This is a genomic window from Rhodococcus sp. PvR044 (assembly GCF_040548995.1).
Classification (GTDB): domain Bacteria; phylum Actinomycetota; class Actinomycetes; order Mycobacteriales; family Mycobacteriaceae; genus Rhodococcus_G; species Rhodococcus_G oryzae.
The window spans coordinates 324,218-340,822 of record NZ_JBEPSX010000006.1 but is presented as its reverse complement, the minus strand read 5'-3'; the positions used below and the strand labels follow the sequence as shown (position 1 = coordinate 340,822).

The window sequence follows — 16,605 nt, the reverse complement described above, 5'->3', positions numbered from 1 at the left end:
GTCCGGTGAACAGCCAGGTCGCCCGGGCCGGCAGCTCATTGCGACGCGCAGACTCGGATGCCTCGGCGACGGTCACTCGCCCATCATAAAACCAAGCATTTGCTTGGTGCAAGCACACTACATCGAATAGCGCCAGCGGTGCGGCGACGCGGGTGAACCCTGCCTACCCACATACGAAGAGAGCTGAACGTCATCCGGCATTTGCTGGATCCCAGGGCCTTCCGCGAGAGGGAAGTGCAAGGCATGAGTGAGTCATGGCCAGCAGCTGCGGGCTTGACTCTCGACCTTGTCGAGCCTGGAGACTCGTTGACGTGAAGAGCAACATGTTGGGAATCGGGAGCATGGCGCGGGCTAGCGGGCTCAGCGTCAGTGCTCTGCGGTTCTACGACAGCGCCGAGGTTTTCGTTCCGGCGCTGGTAGATCGCCAGACCGGGTACCGCTGGTACGGCCACGATCAGGTCAATGAGGCACGACTAATCGCTCGGCTTCGTCGGGTCGGCATGGCGTTGCCGGCAATAAGCCGTGTCCTCGACCATCGATCCGATCCGGCAGCTGTGGTGGCGCTGCTCAAAGCCCACCTCCGGCGCCTTGAGGAGGGCCTTTCCGACGCCCGCCGTGAACTCTCAGCCGTCGAACAACTCATTCTCGGGAAGGGAAGAAGCGACATGGCAGCAACCGAATCTCCATTCAGGCTCTCAGTTGATGGACCGCGACTGTTCGAGGCTTTGACCACCGTCCGTTTCGCTGTCAGCACTGACCCTGAATTTCCGATGCTCGGCGGCGTCCTGCTCGAGGCCGCCGACAATGAGCTTCGCCTGGTGGCCACCGACCGGTGCCGACTCGCAATCGCCTCCACACCGGCGACTGACTTCACGGCGAGGGGCCTGAACGTCATCGCACCGACTGCATTCATTGACGACCTCCTCGCTGCCCTAGAAGGGCAAGCAGATGAACTCACCATCAATGCGGACGAAGACCAGATCATCGTCACGATCGGAACGCGCGCCATCACCAGCCAACGACTGGACCACGACTTTCCCGACTACCGACGGCTTCTCCGCACGCAACGGGACCACCGCGTGGAGGTGGATGCTGCTGCACTCCGTGAGATGGTGCGCGGTGCTGCTGCGGCCCGTGGCATGACGGACGAACGGCATGGCGCAGAATCTGGCGTCACGGTATTGGTCCTCGATGACACAGGCGTTCTCTCCGTCGATCCAGAAGCAGTAGGTGGGCACCGCCGGGTTGGTGTCAATCGGGAGTTCCTCCTCCAGGCTGTGGATGCCGCTGCCGGGAACCAGCTAGTTCTAGAGTTAGACGGACCCATAAGCCCCATCGCAATTCGCAATCCCGCTTCCCCCGACCGTCTTTCGATCCTGATGCCTGTCGAGCTACCAGCTGCGGAATAGATGCCCACGCCACCACAGAAATCGGACCGTCGGTGAAGGGCGCCGCGCGATCCCCTTCCTGCTCAAACTCTGCACCTGTGCCAATCAAAGGGCGCACTTCCCAAGGGGCAGAATGGGTCTGCCGCTCGCCGACGGAGCAGTAACCACTGGGGCTGTGGAAGTACTCCGTGCCCAGGATGAGTTCCATCTTGATTGGCGCGCTCACGCGTCGTCGAGGGACTACTGAAATCACTGTTCGGGTTCGCCCGCGGGGCGCTACGTCGTCCCAATTCCAGTGATTGGAGATGTCATCTCCACGCTGTCAGGGAAAGTCCCAGCGGAGCGCACCGTCTTCGACTAGGGGGACCCAGCCCGCGCAGTCTGTTCCTTGCTCTAGCGCAGAAGCAGTGCAGTCGAGCATGGCCTCGATAGAGTCCCACCGGTGGGTTGCACCCCCGTCGTTGTAGAACTCGACGACGCAGCCGCTGCGGTCTCCGCCACGGGTGTCGACCGCGAGATAGTCTCCGCGGCCAGTGTCGCCGATCGGGATGAAGGCAGGCAGGTACGTCTCGATCTCGCCTCCCGCCGGTTCCGCCATCAGAGCCTCGATACCGCTGAGATCATCGGCGTAGTCCTCCCACAGCCGGGTCAGCCGGACGTGTGTCTCGGCGGCATCGGCAACAGAAAGCGGCTCGTTGCTGGGAAGGACCAGCGGGACCGGGTATTCGCGGTAGCCGCCGTCGTGCAACGCGAACCACTGGTGCAACTGCTCAGGCCAGGTCTGGTCCGTCGCCGACTCGGCCGCGCGCACGGCTTCTAAGTCGGCCGGCGGAAGCAACCTCGTTGGAGTCGTGGGGGCGTGTTGCTCGCACCATTTGATGATCCGGGCCCAGTTCGCTTCGACGCTCATGGCCCTGAAGTTACTGGCAGAGGTCCCGAACCTCGGCGAAAGATCATAGCGCCGGGGTAATGGGTGCGGGGCGATGCTTCCCTCGTCGGCCCGCACCAGCCTCATGGCCAGCGTTCAAACGGCAGCACACAGACATCTCAGTTGGCTAAGGCGCAAGTGGCCAGTTGACTGGCTCAAATAGCAAACCGGACTGTCCTGCTAATGCGTCAGCTACTTGGGGGATTGCACTCGCGTGCTCGGGAGCAGCTCAGTCGCAGATCTGAAGGAACGATGTGGCTCCTGGGCGCAGTTGGTAGCGCTTCTCGTGCCCCTTGGCCTCGAATGCGGCGGAGTTCTCCGACACGCGCTTCATGGTGCCTTTCTGGTAAGGGTCGGCCCACCCGAAGGGAGAACCTTCGTGCTGGGGATCTGCCCTGACGGCTTCCCAGTATTGACCGGCGAACAGCGCCTCATCCGCGCCGCAATGCGTGTACATCTGGTACTCGTACGCAGTGCCGATCTTGACCTGATCCGGAGCTGGTTCGGGAGGAGGGGACTGAGCCCCGCATCCAGACACCCCGACCGTGAGAAGCACCGCAGCACAGAGCCATTTCGCGATCAGGCGAACAGTCATGTATCGAACATAATCGGTCCAGGTGAGCAGAGGGCGCAGCCTGCGGAGATCCGAAAGAACCTGGGCGCAACGTATACGCATCGACAGGAGCAAACGGACGGGAGGAGCCCGCTGCTCGTCGTATTGCCGCCGTCCGGTATGGAGGAGGACCATATTCAGGCTCGCTACTCGGAGATGATCCTGGACGAAAAGGGCACCAGGTGTGCAGGTTTCCTGGCCCGCAGGATCGCCTACTGCGATGATCACGTGATGCGTCGCTCCCGGTTGTTGCCCGTTCTCGCCGCCGCATCCGTCATCCTGGCGGGGTGCGCGAACGACCCATCCCCATTGCCGGTGATCGTGTCCTTCGATGACGGGTGGGGTCAGGTCTTCGTAGTGAACGTCGACGGCAGCGGTCTGCGACAGGTCACCCCGACCGTGGCTGACGACATGTCCGATGGTCGATACGGCAATGGCGCCGCGCTGTCGCCGGACGGCGCGCTGTTGGCCTACACCCGCGGAGGCAGGTTCATCGAGGTCGTGGATCTCGAATCGGGTGACGTGAGGACTGTTCATGAGGGCGGCTATCAGCCTGTCTTCTCGCCGGACGGGTCCTCTATCGCGTTCTCGAAGAGCGACGGCAGTATCGGCATCATGAACTCCGACGGTTCCGATGTGCGCGTTATCGCTCCGGAGGAGTCCGGATCCGTGGCGACGTTCTCGCCGGACGGGTCGCGGGTGGTCTTCACTGCCAGCGGATACATTGTCGAGGTGCCTACGGCGGGTGGAGAATCGAAGGTGCTTCTGCGCGACCAGTTCTGGAACGCGGACCCCGAGTACTCACCTGACGGCGCCACTATGGTCTTCTCGAGCAACCGAGGCGGCAACAACGGCTCCGAGATCTACTCGATGCCCGCCGGTGGTGGAGAGATTACGCCGTTGACCGACACGTATGCGGTTCATCCGGAGTTCACCCCCGACGGCTCACGCATTCTTTACACCAGGGCAACGACGCAGTCGGGGGAGCTGGTTACCGACATTTCCACTTCGACCCGTGCGGAGCTGGCCTCGATGAACCCCGATGGCTCCGACCAGAAGCGGTTTACGCCTCGTTCGATCACAGCGCAGGGACCGAGTATCGGTGGGGGACAGTGATATCGCTGATCAAACCTGGATCCACACCTACAACCACCACCGTGGCCACACCGCACTCGGCGGCCACCCGCCAGCAAGCCGCCTCCCTAACCTCTCAGGGCAGTACAGCTAGTCCGCGGCCGTGAAGGTCAGGTACTGGGCCGCGGCCATCTGGTGCGCCTCGGTCTTGCACCGGTCGGAGAGTTGATGAAGTGGCATCGCTCGGACACTCAGGTCCGAGGTGTACCGATCTCCACCACCTGCGCCCATTCCGGTGGCCGGTCCGGGGCGTAGTGGTGGTCCGGTTCGCCCCAGTTACCCACGCGAGGGAACAGGCCGACCACGGTTCGGCACCCCGGTCGGCTGGTTGGCCAGGGGGTTTGCCCGTCGGTCAGGACGACCACCACGTCGGGGCGGGGCCGACTGCGCAGCGCCCGGACGAATCCGGCCCGCAGATCCGTGCCACCGCCCCCGAACAGCGGAATGTCCTCGGCCTGGCACAGCGGGTGCACGACCCGGGCTGCGGCGTCACACGACAGCACCGTGACCAGGTCGCGACGCCCGCCCACGGCCCGCGTGATGGCGGCCACCTCGAGCAGTGCGCTGCCCAGCTCCGCGTCGCTGACCGATCCTGACGTGTCGACGATCACGCTGACCCGCGGTGGGGTGCGCCGCAGGCTCGGCAGCACCGCGCCGGGAACGGCGGCGGAGCGCCGTGCCGGGCGCCGGTAGGTGTAGTTCTCGCCGGTACCGGAAGAGGACGTGGCCGCGCGGATCGCCGCGCCCAGCAGGGCTCGCCACGGCTGCGTCGGGTGCAGGGCTTCCTTCGCCCACCGCTGCCATCCGCGGGGTGCCTGTCCGGGCCGACCGACGATGCTGTGCGCGACCCGGAAACGGACCGCGTCGCGTTGCTGGTCGCTGAGCGCGTTCGCCCCGTCGGGACCGAGTTCCCACTCCCGGCACAGTCCGTCGGCGCCGCTGCCGCAATCGAGCCATGTCAGCCCGTCGGTGCGGGGACCGAGGCGGAACTGGCGCAGATAGTCCTCCATGAGCCGGCCGGGAGGCAGTCCCAGGGTCGACGGCAGAACGGCATCGTTGGGCGTCGGCAACCCGTCGCCGAACGCGTCGTCGTTGATCTCCGCATCGGCGGCGAGGTTCATCCGTAACCGATCGCCCGGGCCGGTGAGGTTGTGCGCGCGGGCGTAGCGGTCGCTGCGGCCGTGGTGGTCGCGCAGCAGATGTGACACCTCATGGACCAGGATCGACGCCAGCTCCTCCACCGGCTGCTGGGCGACGAAGGCGGGCGAGACGTAGCAGCGCCAGTGCCGGTCCACGCTGATGGTCGGCACGCTGGGCGACGCGACGATGTGCAGCGCATACAGGGCGGTCGCCAGGTAGGGCCGGGCGCGGACGGCGTGCAACCGGGCGGCGTAGATCTTGTCCGGGTCGAGCGCCGGCGACGCCGTCATCGACCGACCTGCGCTGCGGCGCGGTCCGCGGCCAGGGATACCGATGCGACCCCGGCGAGCTGGTCGATCGCCTCCGGCACCTCCCAGTCGTCCTGGCGCAGGGTGGCCAGTGTGGTCGCCGGGACGACCACGAGGTCCGGTGGCCCGGTTTGGACTGCGGTGACCAGGAGGGTCCATGCCGCGTTCCAGCGGGTTTTCTCCGGCCGTCGGCGGACGGCGGCGACCACGGCGTCGAGCACGGCTTGGCGCAGATCGCCGCGATCGGGGAGGTCGGCGGCCGTCGGATCGGCGAGCAGCGTCTCGGGGTCTGGGAGGTCCATGCGGTCGATGGCGGCCAGCAGCTCGAAACCGGGACCGTCGCCGACGCTGCCCCGGACCAGCAGGGACAGCACGTCCGTCGACGACGAGGCGGCGGTGGCGAAGGCGATCAGCCGCACGGTCATGTCCCAGCTCCGCGGCGACGGCCAGGCGCCGCCTCGGCGGGTCTGGCTGCTGGGGAGTTGATGCATGAGGGCGGGGCGGGCGGTGAGGAGCTCGCAGACCGAGCGGCGGGCGAACGTCACCGCGTCGGTGAACTTCTCCGGGTCGAGGCGGGGCAGCGTCGCGCGTGGCCAGGTTCCGCCTAGGCCCCGGACGACCACCTCGTGGTCGTGGGTCCAGTTCAGGTGCACGAAACGGTTGGCCAACGGTGGGCTCAGCTCCCAGCCGTCCGCTGCCGAGGAGGGTGGGTTGGCGGCGGCCACGATGCGGACACCGGGCGGGAGTTGCAGTGCCCCGATTCGTCTTTCCAGGACGAGACGGAGCAGGGCCGCCTGCACGGCGGGCGGTGCTGTCGACAGCTCGTCCAGGAACAGCAGTCCTCGCCCGGCCTGCACGAGCCGGACGGCCCAGTCGGGCGGGGCCATTGGGACACCGTGTGTTGCCGGGTCGTCCCCGAGGACGGGTAGACCCGAGAAGTCCGACGGCTCGTGCACGCTCGCGATGACGGTGGTCAGCGGCAGGTCCACGGCTTCGGCGAGCTGGGTCAGGGCGGCGGTCTTGCCGATTCCCGGTTCGCCCCACAGCAGGACCGGCAGGTCCGCTGCCACCGCCAGGGTGAGGGCTTCGAGTTGGTCGTCGGGGCGAGGCTCGGTGGTGACCGCGCTGAGCATCGCCGACAGCGCTGCGGCACTGTCGAGTTCGAGGTTTCGGGGTGTCGGAAGGAGTGTGGAAGTCATGTGCATCACCTGTGGTGTCGAGGGGAGTCGCAGGATGTGGCCATTCGGTCACACTGCGGGACAGTGGGTTTCGGTGGCGTGACGAGGGCGTCAGCGTGAGGAGTTGCGGCGTGGCCGCCTGGGGAGCCGAGGTCTCGATGCAGGCGGTGCCTCCACCGGTGCGCAGCGGTACTGGTCGTACGTACTGCGTCGGTCCGCGGACGCGCGCAGTTCGTCGAGTAGGGGGCCGTCACGGAGGACGGCGGCGGCGCCGAGGAGTCCTTCGACGACGGCCAGCGCCCCGGCGGAGTCTCCGTGGTCGAGACGTTCCCGGACGCCGGGCAGGCAGTCCGGACGACGATGGGCCTGGTCGATGGCCTGCAGGCACGGCAGGGGGGTACCGCTCAGTGCGGCGAGCAGTTCCTCGCGCCGAATCTCGGCGGGATCGTGGTTCAGTGCGGTCAGTGCACCATCGACCAGTTCGATCCGGTGCAGTTCACCGCGGCAGTCCACCAGGTGAATCCAGTTCTCCCGGTTCGGTGTCCGAGATGGGGCCGGCGGCGACCAGCCTGGATCCAGTGCGGCGGCGACCAGCGGGTGCAGCCGGTCGGCGGTGATCGCTCCCGACCGGATCAGTTCCAGGTCGGGCAGGATCCGGGTCGCGGCGTCGGGCAGCACCGGGAGCGCGGCGAGTCGGCCTCGCGGGTAGTCGTCCACGAGCCGCAGTGCGGCGGGATCGGCGCCGGCGGCGACCGGCTCCACCACCAGGTCGTACCGACCCCCGCACCGCACCCGCACGGGGCCGTCGCGCTGCCCGTCCGCACGGAGCAGAATGCCGGATTCGGCCGCCCACCGGTCGACGGCGCAGCCCTCCAAGACCGCCCCAGCGAAGGAGTCGTCAGCTGCTGCGCCGGCCGGCAATCGGCCTGTACCGCAGCGTATTCGCAGATCACTGGCGCTGCGCGCGTCCCACAGGTGCCGGTGGAGGTCGAGCCGGTACCGCCGGTTGGGGCGAGGATGGGGATGGTGGGTGGAATCCGAGCCGTCCCACAGGGCCAGCACGATCCGCTGCCCGGCATCCGCCCAGGCCGGAGCGGTCCGGGCCACCAGGTGTACCGCATCGATCCCGCCGCACCGTCTTCGGCGTTCCGCAGGCCCGTATCGGGCCAGCGTGACGGTCAGTCCGGGGCGCAGCAGTCCGTCGGGGGCCACCCGCGGCAGGTGCCAGCGCAGCAGGTCGGGTGCCAGATGTCGCAGGTCGACCAGGACCTGTGTCGCGACGTCCCGACCGTACCTACGGGTCAATGCCCGCAGATCGATATCGGTATCGAAACCCGCTGCGGCACACGCCCCAGACCAGTCACCTGCAAGACGCCGGTCGGTAGCGGTCTCGATCATGGACAGTGGCACGGCGAACTCGCGCACGCGCCGCCAGAAGGACAGTTGGGGATCGGTCCCGTTCGCAATCGGAGGGTGCATCAGCACTCACCGTGTGCGAATTGGGCCCCCAATCTTGGATCGGAGTAAGTCGTCATCAACGCAATCGTAGCGCGCCGTGGCGATCAATATCGACCTCATCGCGACCATCGCGCGTGAATGCCTGGCCAGGGGGCGGGCGGAAATCGTTGAAGGAGCTTGGTCGCCGATCGATACGGTGCCATTCTCGAGGGCCTTGCAGCCGCTACGGGCAGACCCTTCTTCGACACCTTCGAGCTGACATGCGAGCAGGCCTCGACCGTCACATCACCCGCTCGGCGGCGGATTCACCCCAGCGGAGATGAGGGTGGTATCGCTGGGCGCCAGCCGCTGCTCTTCGCGTGAACGGACACCGCTCGGCAGGCGGCTGGGGAATGGTGGACGCACGACGGTCACGGCACGGACCAGGCACCGGCGCCGGGCACGTGGACGCCTCGCGGGCCTGGGTCATCGCGCAGTGTGACCGCGGCGAACACAATCCCGGGCCTGGTCCGAACGTCAGCGCCTGGGGCGTCCGGGTATGTGACACCGGCCGCACCTGTCGAGATGTTCCGCCAGTGGGTCGATGCGGCGTCCCGCCGCGGCCATGATCAGGCCGGGCGCAACCACAACCTGCCCAGGATCAACGACGCCGGCAGGATCAAAAGCTCCCACCTAAGCCTGGACGTCAGTGGGCGAGTTGTGCCGATTTGCATAGTGTGTTCGGAGTGCGGGGTAACAAGGTGACGTGGTCTGTGCCGGAGTCGTGGTGGCGCCGGTCGGAAGCGGTACACGGCCGATCACCGAAACCGAAGCGATCGCGTTCGGTGAAAAGCAGCACGGATTTCGACGGGTTCGTCGCCCGCGGCGTCGACGCGTTCCGTGCTGTGCTTGAACACGAGGCGACGCCGATCGACCTGCACGATGCCGCGGTCGAGTTCCTCGACGGTTGGCGCGACGGAGACCGGTCGTCTGCGCTGGGGGCGGCAGTCGCATGGACGGTGATGGCCGATCAGCCGCACTCGGCGATGCGGGAGCCGTTCATGGTTGCGCTCATCGACCGCTACGGTGGCGCATTCGCTGCCGAGACAGCGGTCCTCGCCGCAGGGTTTACCGGCAGGTACCACCCGGATCCGCGGGGTTCACAGCATGTCTCCTCGAAGTCGTTGGGGTACCGAGACTCCTCCGACTTACTCAGCACGTGGATCTTCGAACCGCACAGTCGCGTGAGGTCGGCACTCGCGGCACTTCCGCCGAGTGAGTATCGAGCGGCTGTGGAACGGCTGAGTGGGCTTCGTGGACGCAGTATGGCTCAGGACATCGCGATCAGTTTCCTGATTCCCACCGAGAAACCCTGGTGGAAGCAGGATCTGGCGCGCGTGGCTTCCTTGGAGTACGACTTTCATGCCGTCCATTATTCGCTCGCATTGCTGTCGTGCGTCGACACGGTCCGCGATGTGGAGACGCTGTTCCAGCTCTGCGAGACACGAGACTATGCGGTGTGGATGATCGGCCAGCGCATGAACTTGGTCTGCAGCATGTGCGTCAACGTCGGCCCCGGGGCGGAGCCGTACCTGGGCGAGCTATTCGACGGCAATGTCAGTGCACAACACAAGAAACGTCTGGCGATGATGCTGGCGGAATTCGACACCGACGAGGGATTCGCCGAACTGCTGGCGCGGGCCGAGAAGAAGTACGTCGAGCCGGCGCTGCTGCATGCGATGACGCTCGATCCCGACCGGGCGTCACGAATACTGCCCGGCGCCGCCGGCACCGTCCCTGCGAGGCTACTGCGGGAGCATCTGACCTTGCACCCACCGGAAGATGCGGAGCAGCAACCACCGTCGAAGGAGCAGGACCGGGTTCGGAGCGTTCTGCCGGGCGTGTTGGTTGACCCTCCATGGGAGGGTAACGCGGTGGTGGAACCACCGATTGTGATTGGTGCAGGGCCGATAGTGTCCCCGCTCACGCTGGACTGGGCGGAGGGTGAGCGTGAGCAGTACAGGACCTCCGGTGACTCCTATATGCCGTGGACGGGCGGCGGACGTTCCTGGTCGGCGAGGGTCGCCGAGATCAAGGCCGACGGGTACTGGGGGTTGGAGACTCTCGCGTACGCCCCCGAGGCACTGATTCGGCCTTTGCTCGGTTCACTGCCGGTGCCGCGGTCGGCGTGGCATCCCGAGCGTGATCTTCGTCGGATCCTGGGCCGATTCGACAACGCAGCAGTTAAATTCGTCGTCGATGTCGTTGCTGCGAAACCTGCACATACGGCGCACGTCCTGATGCCGGTGGACGGAAGCAGGGTCGTCGGGCTGATGATGAAATGGCTGACGTCGAAGACGTTGCGCGAGACCGCCCTGACATGGTTCGACCGGCACACCGACACTGCTGCGGGCTACCTCGTCGACACTGCTGTTGGACCGCTGGGCCCGGTCAGGACGTCTGCACAGCGGACGCTGCGCGAACTCGATCGTCGCGGGCATCGTGAGGCGGTCCTGCATGCGGCGGGGGAACGTGGCTCCACTGTCGGCTCCAGCGTCACCTCTTTGCTCGACGCCGACCCGCTGCTCGAGTTTCCATCAACGATGCCGACGCTGCCGTCGTGGATCGAACCGGCACTTCTGCCGCCGGTCACCACCACCGACGGTGATGTGCTCCCGTCGCCCGAGGTCCACAACCTGTGTCTGATGCTGGCGCTCTCGCGCCGCGACTACGTCTATCCCGGGTTGGACATTGTCCGTGCCACCTTGGACCCGCATTCCCTGGAACGATTCGCTTGGGGATTGTTTGAACGCTGGCAGCGGGCTGGCTATCCGGAGCCCCAGGGGTGGGTGCTCGATGCGCTCGCCATCGTGGGCGGTAATGAGACCGTCCGATCGCTGACACCGCTGCTGTTGCGGTGGCCGCTGCAATCGGCGCACCGCCGCGCGGAGGTAGGACTTTCAGTCCTCGCGGACATCGGGACCGACGCAGCACTCGGCGCGCTGTGGCGGATCGCGCAGGGACTACGGTTCCCGGCGTTGACCGCCAAAGCCGAAGCCCACATCGACCGAATCGCCGATGAGCTGGGCTTGACGCCGGACGAGCTCGCCGATCGTCTTGTCCCGGACTTCGGACTCGCCGCCGATGGTTCTCTCGGCCTCGACTACGGCGACAGGTCCTTCACCGTCCGACTGGATGCACAGCTGCGGCCGGTTGTGTTCGATCACGACGGCACATTCCGGAAGTCGCTACCTCGTCCCGCCTCGTCTGATGGAGAACAAGCACGCGAAAGCTTTAGGCAGTTCGGCCGTTTCCGCAAAGAGCTCGCTCCGGTCGCGGCTGAGCTCGTCCAGCGATTCGAACGAGCGATGATCACCCAACGGCTCTGGCCGATGAGCCAGGTACGGGCGCATCTGCTGACGCATCCGGTGACGTGGGAGGTGTGCCGGAGCCTGATCTGGCAGGTGCAGGGCGGGCCGACGTTCCGATTAACAGATGTACGCACAGCAGTCGATGCGCACGGCCGCGACGTCGACATCGACATCGACGCACAGGTGGGTGTGGCGCACCCTGTCGTTGTCGACGATGCGCTGGCCTCATGGAGGACGGTCGCGGATAAGCAACTCGGTCTGCAATCGTTCGATCAGGTCCGTCGCGGTGTGTTCCGCGGCGACCTGCATGCACGGTTGAAGACATGCACCGACACCAAGACCGACACTCGTCAGCTCCTCGGGCTGTCCGGCAGAGGGTGGAAACGTGAAGCGCCGCAAGACAAAGGCGCGCAAATCGCGCTGCACAAGTACCGCGGCAACGAGGTGATCGACACCATCCTCGTCTTTCCCGGCTTCAACGTTGCCAACCCCGTGGAATGGGAGCAGCAACGAATCGTCGACATCTTCGTGCGGCCCGAAGGCCTCGGTCCGATCGAAAAATCGGAACTCGTGCGTGACCTTGATTCGATCACGGTCACCGAGATCAAGGGAGACGAGCCCGATCTGCAGGGATTCGATTCGATCTGACCGACACCACGCGGCCATGTGTGCAGCACTCGTGGGGGTAGCTGAGACTCACGAACTTTGCGAACACCTGTGGATGGAGGCATAGATATGTGGATGGATGGACGATGGATGGAAGGAAAGGAAGGAAGGAAGGAAGGAAGGAGCCGATGACGGGAATCGAACCCGCGTATTCAGCTTGGGAAGCTGATGTTCTACCATTGAACTACATCGGCATGCAGGGGTTTTGCCGCCAATGAGGCAGTGCAAGACCCTGCGAGCGGCAACTCTAGCAGACCGCTAACCTCTAGCTGTGCTGCTATCCGATCGCGACATCCGTTCCGAAGTTTCCACCCAGCGGCTGGGCATCGATCCGTTCGACGACTCGATGGTTCAGCCGTCCAGCGTGGACGTTCGCCTGGACCGTCTGTTCCGTGTCTTCAACAACACCCGGTACACGCACATCGACCCTGCTCAGCAGCAGGACGAGCTCACAAGCCTCGTCGAGCCGGCGGAGGGGGAGCCGTTCGTGCTGCACCCGGGCGAGTTCGTGCTCGGCTCGACGCTGGAGTTCTGCTCCCTGCCCGACGACCTGGCCGGGCGCCTCGAGGGCAAGTCCAGCCTCGGCCGTCTCGGCCTGCTCACCCACTCGACGGCCGGGTTCATCGACCCGGGCTTCAGTGGGCACATCACCCTCGAGCTGTCCAACGTCGCGAACCTGCCGATCACCCTCTGGCCCGGCATGAAGATCGGTCAGCTCTGCCTGATCCGGCTCTCCAGCCCCGCCGAGAACCCGTATGGCAGTGCCGCGGTCGGGTCGAAGTACCAGGGCCAGCGCGGGCCGACGCCGTCGAAGGCCTACCTGAACTTCGTGAAGTCCCCGACGCAGTAGCCCCGCGCCGCCGGAAAAGGGCCGGCCGCAACGCAATTGGCCGGGCCTCGCTAGTGTCCCAGGCGCATGAGGGCGAGCTGCGAGTCGTGGTTCAGGATGCGGTCGTTGCTGATCATGACCGCCGTCCCGTAGGCGTCGCGCAGGTGTCGGCTCATCGCGGGCTCGTGACCCGGCAGGGACCCGGTGAGCCCGCAGATGGTCAGCGCCCGGCCGACCAGGTCGATGAGGAGCGTCGAGGCGCTCGCCTTCACCGCGCTGAATTCCAGCAGCACCCCGACCGTCGACATCGCGGCCGGGTTCTTCGCGAGGGACTCGAACCGTGCGGCCGCCCCGAAGACCGTGTCGACGAGCTGCTGGTGCGCGATCACCAGCTCGGCGAGCCGGATCGAGCCGAGGGGCGCCGGGCCGGCCGAGCGGCGTCGGGCCGTCTGCACCGATTGCCTGGCCCGCAGCAGGGCCGCGTCGGCGATCCCGAGGCACGCGGCGGACCAGAGCACGTGCGACGCCGGGAGCATCGTCTGCGCCGAGATCTCCGCGTACGGATCGTCGAGCAGCGCGCCGGAGCCGGTGTCGACGGCGAGGCGGAAGCCGGGACTCCTGGTGCCGCGGAAGCCGATCGTGTGCCAGGTGCCGACCGGGGTCAGCCTCATCTCCGACCTCGGGCAGGCGAGCAGGACCTGATCGTTCGGCGCGCCGGCCGGGGTGCGGCGGGCGGTCACCAGCACCACGTCGGCGTACCCGCCGTACGAGATGACCGGCGCCGTCTTCGCCAGGCGGACGCGGTCGCCCCTGTGCTCCACCGCGCAGCCGCTGGAACGGACTCCGCCGCGGACGTCGATCTCGGTGGTGGCGGAGGTGAGCAGCAGCTGGTGCTCGGCGATGGCGGCGAGCAGCGCGCGCATCGACGCGCTGCGACCGTGCCGGACGACGCTGAGCACCTGTGTCTGGTGCATCGCGAAGATCATCGCGGACGAGCCGCACGACCGGCCCAGCGCGCGGGTGATCGCGGCGAGCCGGGTCAGCGAGAGCCCGGCGCCGCCGAGGTCGGTCGGCACCGCTGCGCCGAAGAGCCCGGCAGATCTGAGCGCGGCGACGGATTCCGCCGGGAACCGCCCCTCGCGATCGACCTCGTCCGCCCACACCGCGGCGACCCGCACGCATTCATCGAGACCGCGATGGGCGCCGACGGGCGGCGCGGTGTCCCTGCTCCGAACACTGGGACGGTGTGGATCCACCACTGTCGCAGCCGAACCTGTGCCTGTGCGGGGCGAATCCCGGCGCGTCGGGTCGAGAATCTCGGTGTCGAACTCGTCCTGCCCGATGCGGATGGATGCCGGCACCGAACCCCCTATCACCTGAACTCGTGCCGGTGGCCCGAAGTGGGACCCAGCCGGCGCACGATCTCCCTCCGGAGCGCCGCCGTGAACCTTATCGATCGGTACTGACCCCGTGTTAGCGCTCAAGCGGGATGTGGCGGAGGTTACCTCTCTCAATGCGCCGCCGGCGCGCGGTCGGCTGGGTTAGGGTGCTGGCGGATGACGTGGATTGAATGCTGGGGGGCAACCATGACGTCAGGGGAGATGGCGGTCGACACCGCCGCATTGGCACGGCTCGCGGGGGCGCTGGAGTCGGCGGCCGGGGCCATCGAAAAGATCGACACAGCGCCCGCGTTTCGGGGCACGGCCGAGGGGCTCGCCGGGTCTGCCACCGCCGCTGCCTACGCCGCTGGGGCCGACCTGATCGAGGCCGGCGTGCGCGCGATCGGGTCGAGGGTCCGGGTGATGTCTCAGATCGCGGCCGCCAACACCGCTCGGTACGACGACGCCGAGGCCAGGAACAGGAGCCTGCTCGCCCCGGCCTGGGGCGGCTGATGCGCCCCGCGCTCACCCAGCTTCGGGGCTGGAATCCGCAATGCCTCAACGGTTCCGCCGATGAGCTCGCCCGCGCCGCCGCCGAGCTGGACGAGCAGATCGCCCTCGTGGTCCGCGGCGTCGACGGTGTCCTCGACATCTGGCACGGCGACGCGGCACGCGGTGCCTGGGACCGCGCGGTGGAGGAACGGTCCGCGGGCAACAGGATCGCGATGGCTTTGCTGGAGACCTCCTCGTCGCTGCGGCGCGGCGCGGCGACCATCGAATCCGCTGCCGTGCACGCCATCGCGGTGATCGACGGCGCGCTCGGCGAGGGCTTCGCGGTGTCCGACGAGGGTGCCGTCACCGCGCCCGCGGCCGGTCCGGGACTGACCGTCGCCGCGGCGGGCGACGCCGCCCTCGCGCAGCGGGTCCTCGATGCCCGGGCCCGGGAGCTCGCCGAGGACATCGCCCGGGCGCTGGACGAGGTCGCGCTCGCCGACAGCCGCACCGCCGCCACGCTGACCGACTGCCTCGCGGAGTTCGATCTGGTGCCCGGGGAGCGGGCGCCCGACCCGCGCGTCCAGGACATCGTCGACGGGCGATCCACCCTGCCCGCCGGCGCGGCGGAGCTCCACGAGTTCTGGACGAGCCTGACCGACGAGGAGAAGGACGCGCTGTTCGCGCACGACCGGGAGGTCGGCAACCGGGACGGCCTCCCGGCCGCCGACAAGGATCGCTACAACCGGATCCACCTCGAGGACCTGCAGACCCGGGCGGCGGCGGCGCTCGACGCGGTGAACGCGCGGCATCCCGGATGGGCGGCGGGGGAGCAGGTGCCCGCTCAGCCGGCGTCCAACTCCCGCGACGAGAAGGCATGGAAGGCCTGGGCCGAGTACAACGCCTGGCGGGGCGAACGCGAGCCGCTCCTGGCGAAAATCGACGAGTACGGGGCCGTGCACCGCGCCATCGACGCGGGGTCGGCGCCGCCGAGACTTCTCATGGGCATCGACGGCGACGGGCGTGCGGCGATCGCCCTCGGCAACCCGGACCTCGCCGACAATGTCGCCACCCTCGTGCCGGGCACCGGCTCGCACCTTGCCGGCATCGGGGGCGACATCGACCGGTCCGCCCGCATGCTCGACGCCGCGACCCGCGCCGATCCGCTCGCCACGACTTCCGTCGTCACCTGGTACGGCTACAACGCGCCGCAGAGCATTCCCGAGGCCGGGCTCGACAGGTTCGCCGAGCGGGGCGCGCCCCGGCTGGACAGTTTCCAGGACGGACTGCGGGCCGCGCACCAGGGGCAGGCGGCGCACCAGGTGATCGTCGGCCACAGCTACGGGAGCACCGTGATCGGCACGGCCGCGGTCGGCGGCGGATCGCTGGATGTCGACGAGCTGGTCTTCGTCGGCAGCCCCGGGGTCAACGCGGAGCACGTCTCGGAATTGCATCTCGACGGCGTCAACGCAGGTGACGTCGGCGCGCACGTGTACTCGACCGCCGCCCGCTGGGACCCGGTGCCCTACCTCGGGGACGCGACGCTGGCCGGCAGGCACGTGCACGGCACCAATCCGACCGACCCGGACTTCGGGGGTCGGGTGTTCGCCAGCGACCCGGGCGATCCGGGCCCGCTCCTCGGGACCAATCCCCGGGTCCACAGCGAATATTGGGACCTGCGGAATCGGTCGCTGGAGGGCATGGGACAGATCATCGCCGGCATGGGCGGGCCCTCGTGAGGC

12 protein-coding genes and 1 tRNA gene are annotated in these 16,605 nt (G+C 67.3%); 6 read left to right on the top strand and 7 right to left on the bottom strand.

The window, feature by feature from the left end:
- Window positions 1–311 precede the first annotated feature (311 nt).
- Window positions 312–1,409 (top strand): DNA polymerase III subunit beta family protein, encoded by a 1,098-nt coding sequence (locus tag ABIC28_RS16770; protein WP_354579896.1) that lies wholly within the window; start codon window positions 312–314, stop codon window positions 1,407–1,409.
- A gap of 301 nt (window positions 1,410–1,710) precedes the next feature.
- Here the strand turns inward: ABIC28_RS16770 and ABIC28_RS16765 are convergent, their stop codons facing one another.
- Together ABIC28_RS16765 and ABIC28_RS16760 are read right to left on the bottom strand one after the other, a co-directional pair.
- Window positions 1,711–2,298 carry an SMI1/KNR4 family protein gene (locus ABIC28_RS16765; protein WP_269589740.1) on the bottom strand — a complete coding sequence of 196 codons (588 nt, stop codon included), beginning with the start codon at window positions 2,296–2,298 and terminating at the stop codon, window positions 1,711–1,713.
- A 247-nt stretch (window positions 2,299–2,545) separates the two neighbouring features.
- Window positions 2,546–2,911, bottom strand: coding sequence for a hypothetical protein (locus ABIC28_RS16760; RefSeq protein ID WP_354579893.1), 366 nt, complete (start codon window positions 2,909–2,911; stop codon window positions 2,546–2,548).
- Window positions 2,912–3,049: 138 nt separating this feature from the next.
- Here ABIC28_RS16760 and ABIC28_RS16755 point away from each other — a divergent pair, with 138 nt between their 5' ends.
- Window positions 3,050–4,045, top strand: a complete 996-nt coding sequence (locus ABIC28_RS16755; protein WP_354579891.1) for a TolB family protein — start codon at window positions 3,050–3,052, stop codon at window positions 4,043–4,045.
- A 209-nt stretch (window positions 4,046–4,254) separates the two neighbouring features.
- Here ABIC28_RS16755 and ABIC28_RS16750 read toward each other — a convergent pair whose 3' ends face one another.
- The 3 genes from ABIC28_RS16750 to ABIC28_RS16740 all read right to left on the bottom strand — a co-directional run bounded on the left by ABIC28_RS16750 (window position 4,255) and on the right by ABIC28_RS16740 (window position 8,174).
- Window positions 4,255–5,493, bottom strand: coding sequence for a vWA domain-containing protein (locus ABIC28_RS16750; protein WP_354579889.1), 1,239 nt, complete (start codon window positions 5,491–5,493; stop codon window positions 4,255–4,257).
- Entirely contained in the window at window positions 5,490–6,716 is a 1,227-nt protein-coding gene (locus ABIC28_RS16745; RefSeq protein WP_354579887.1) for an AAA family ATPase, read from the bottom strand. The genes ABIC28_RS16750 and ABIC28_RS16745 overlap by 4 nt, the downstream gene beginning before the upstream one ends.
- An 84-nt stretch (window positions 6,717–6,800) precedes the next feature.
- The gene (locus ABIC28_RS16740; protein WP_502945026.1) at window positions 6,801–8,174 is read right to left on the bottom strand and encodes a hypothetical protein; all 1,374 of its coding nucleotides are present in this window, start codon (window positions 8,172–8,174) and stop codon (window positions 6,801–6,803) included.
- 797 nt (window positions 8,175–8,971) lie between these two features.
- Between ABIC28_RS16740 and ABIC28_RS16735 the strand changes: the two genes are divergently transcribed.
- A complete protein-coding gene (locus ABIC28_RS16735; RefSeq protein ID WP_354579883.1) occupies window positions 8,972–12,145 on the top strand; it encodes a DUF4132 domain-containing protein in 3,174 nt (1,057 codons plus the stop codon).
- A 141-nt stretch (window positions 12,146–12,286) separates the two neighbouring features.
- Here the strand turns inward: ABIC28_RS16735 and ABIC28_RS16730 are convergent.
- A tRNA-Gly gene (locus ABIC28_RS16730) sits at window positions 12,287–12,357 on the bottom strand.
- 77 nt (window positions 12,358–12,434) lie between these two features.
- Between ABIC28_RS16730 and dcd the strand changes: the two genes are divergently transcribed.
- The gene (dcd, locus tag ABIC28_RS16725; RefSeq protein ID WP_097211587.1) at window positions 12,435–13,013 is read left to right on the top strand and encodes a dCTP deaminase; all 579 of its coding nucleotides are present in this window, start codon (window positions 12,435–12,437) and stop codon (window positions 13,011–13,013) included.
- Window positions 13,014–13,063: 50 nt separating this feature from the next.
- On the opposite strand, the gene ABIC28_RS16720 is transcribed toward dcd, so the two are convergent.
- The gene (locus tag ABIC28_RS16720; RefSeq protein WP_179800531.1) at window positions 13,064–14,353 is read right to left on the bottom strand and encodes an acyl-CoA dehydrogenase family protein; all 1,290 of its coding nucleotides are present in this window, start codon (window positions 14,351–14,353) and stop codon (window positions 13,064–13,066) included.
- Window positions 14,354–14,578: 225 nt separating this feature from the next.
- Here ABIC28_RS16720 and ABIC28_RS16715 point away from each other — a divergent pair, with 225 nt between their 5' ends.
- The gene (locus ABIC28_RS16715; protein ID WP_143548436.1) at window positions 14,579–14,884 is read left to right on the top strand and encodes a hypothetical protein; all 306 of its coding nucleotides are present in this window, start codon (window positions 14,579–14,581) and stop codon (window positions 14,882–14,884) included.
- Window positions 14,884–16,602, top strand: a complete 1,719-nt coding sequence (locus ABIC28_RS16710; protein WP_354579880.1) for an alpha/beta hydrolase — start codon at window positions 14,884–14,886, stop codon at window positions 16,600–16,602. Before ABIC28_RS16715 ends, ABIC28_RS16710 begins: the two co-directional genes overlap by 1 nt.
- The last annotated feature ends 3 nt before the right edge of the window (window positions 16,603–16,605 follow it).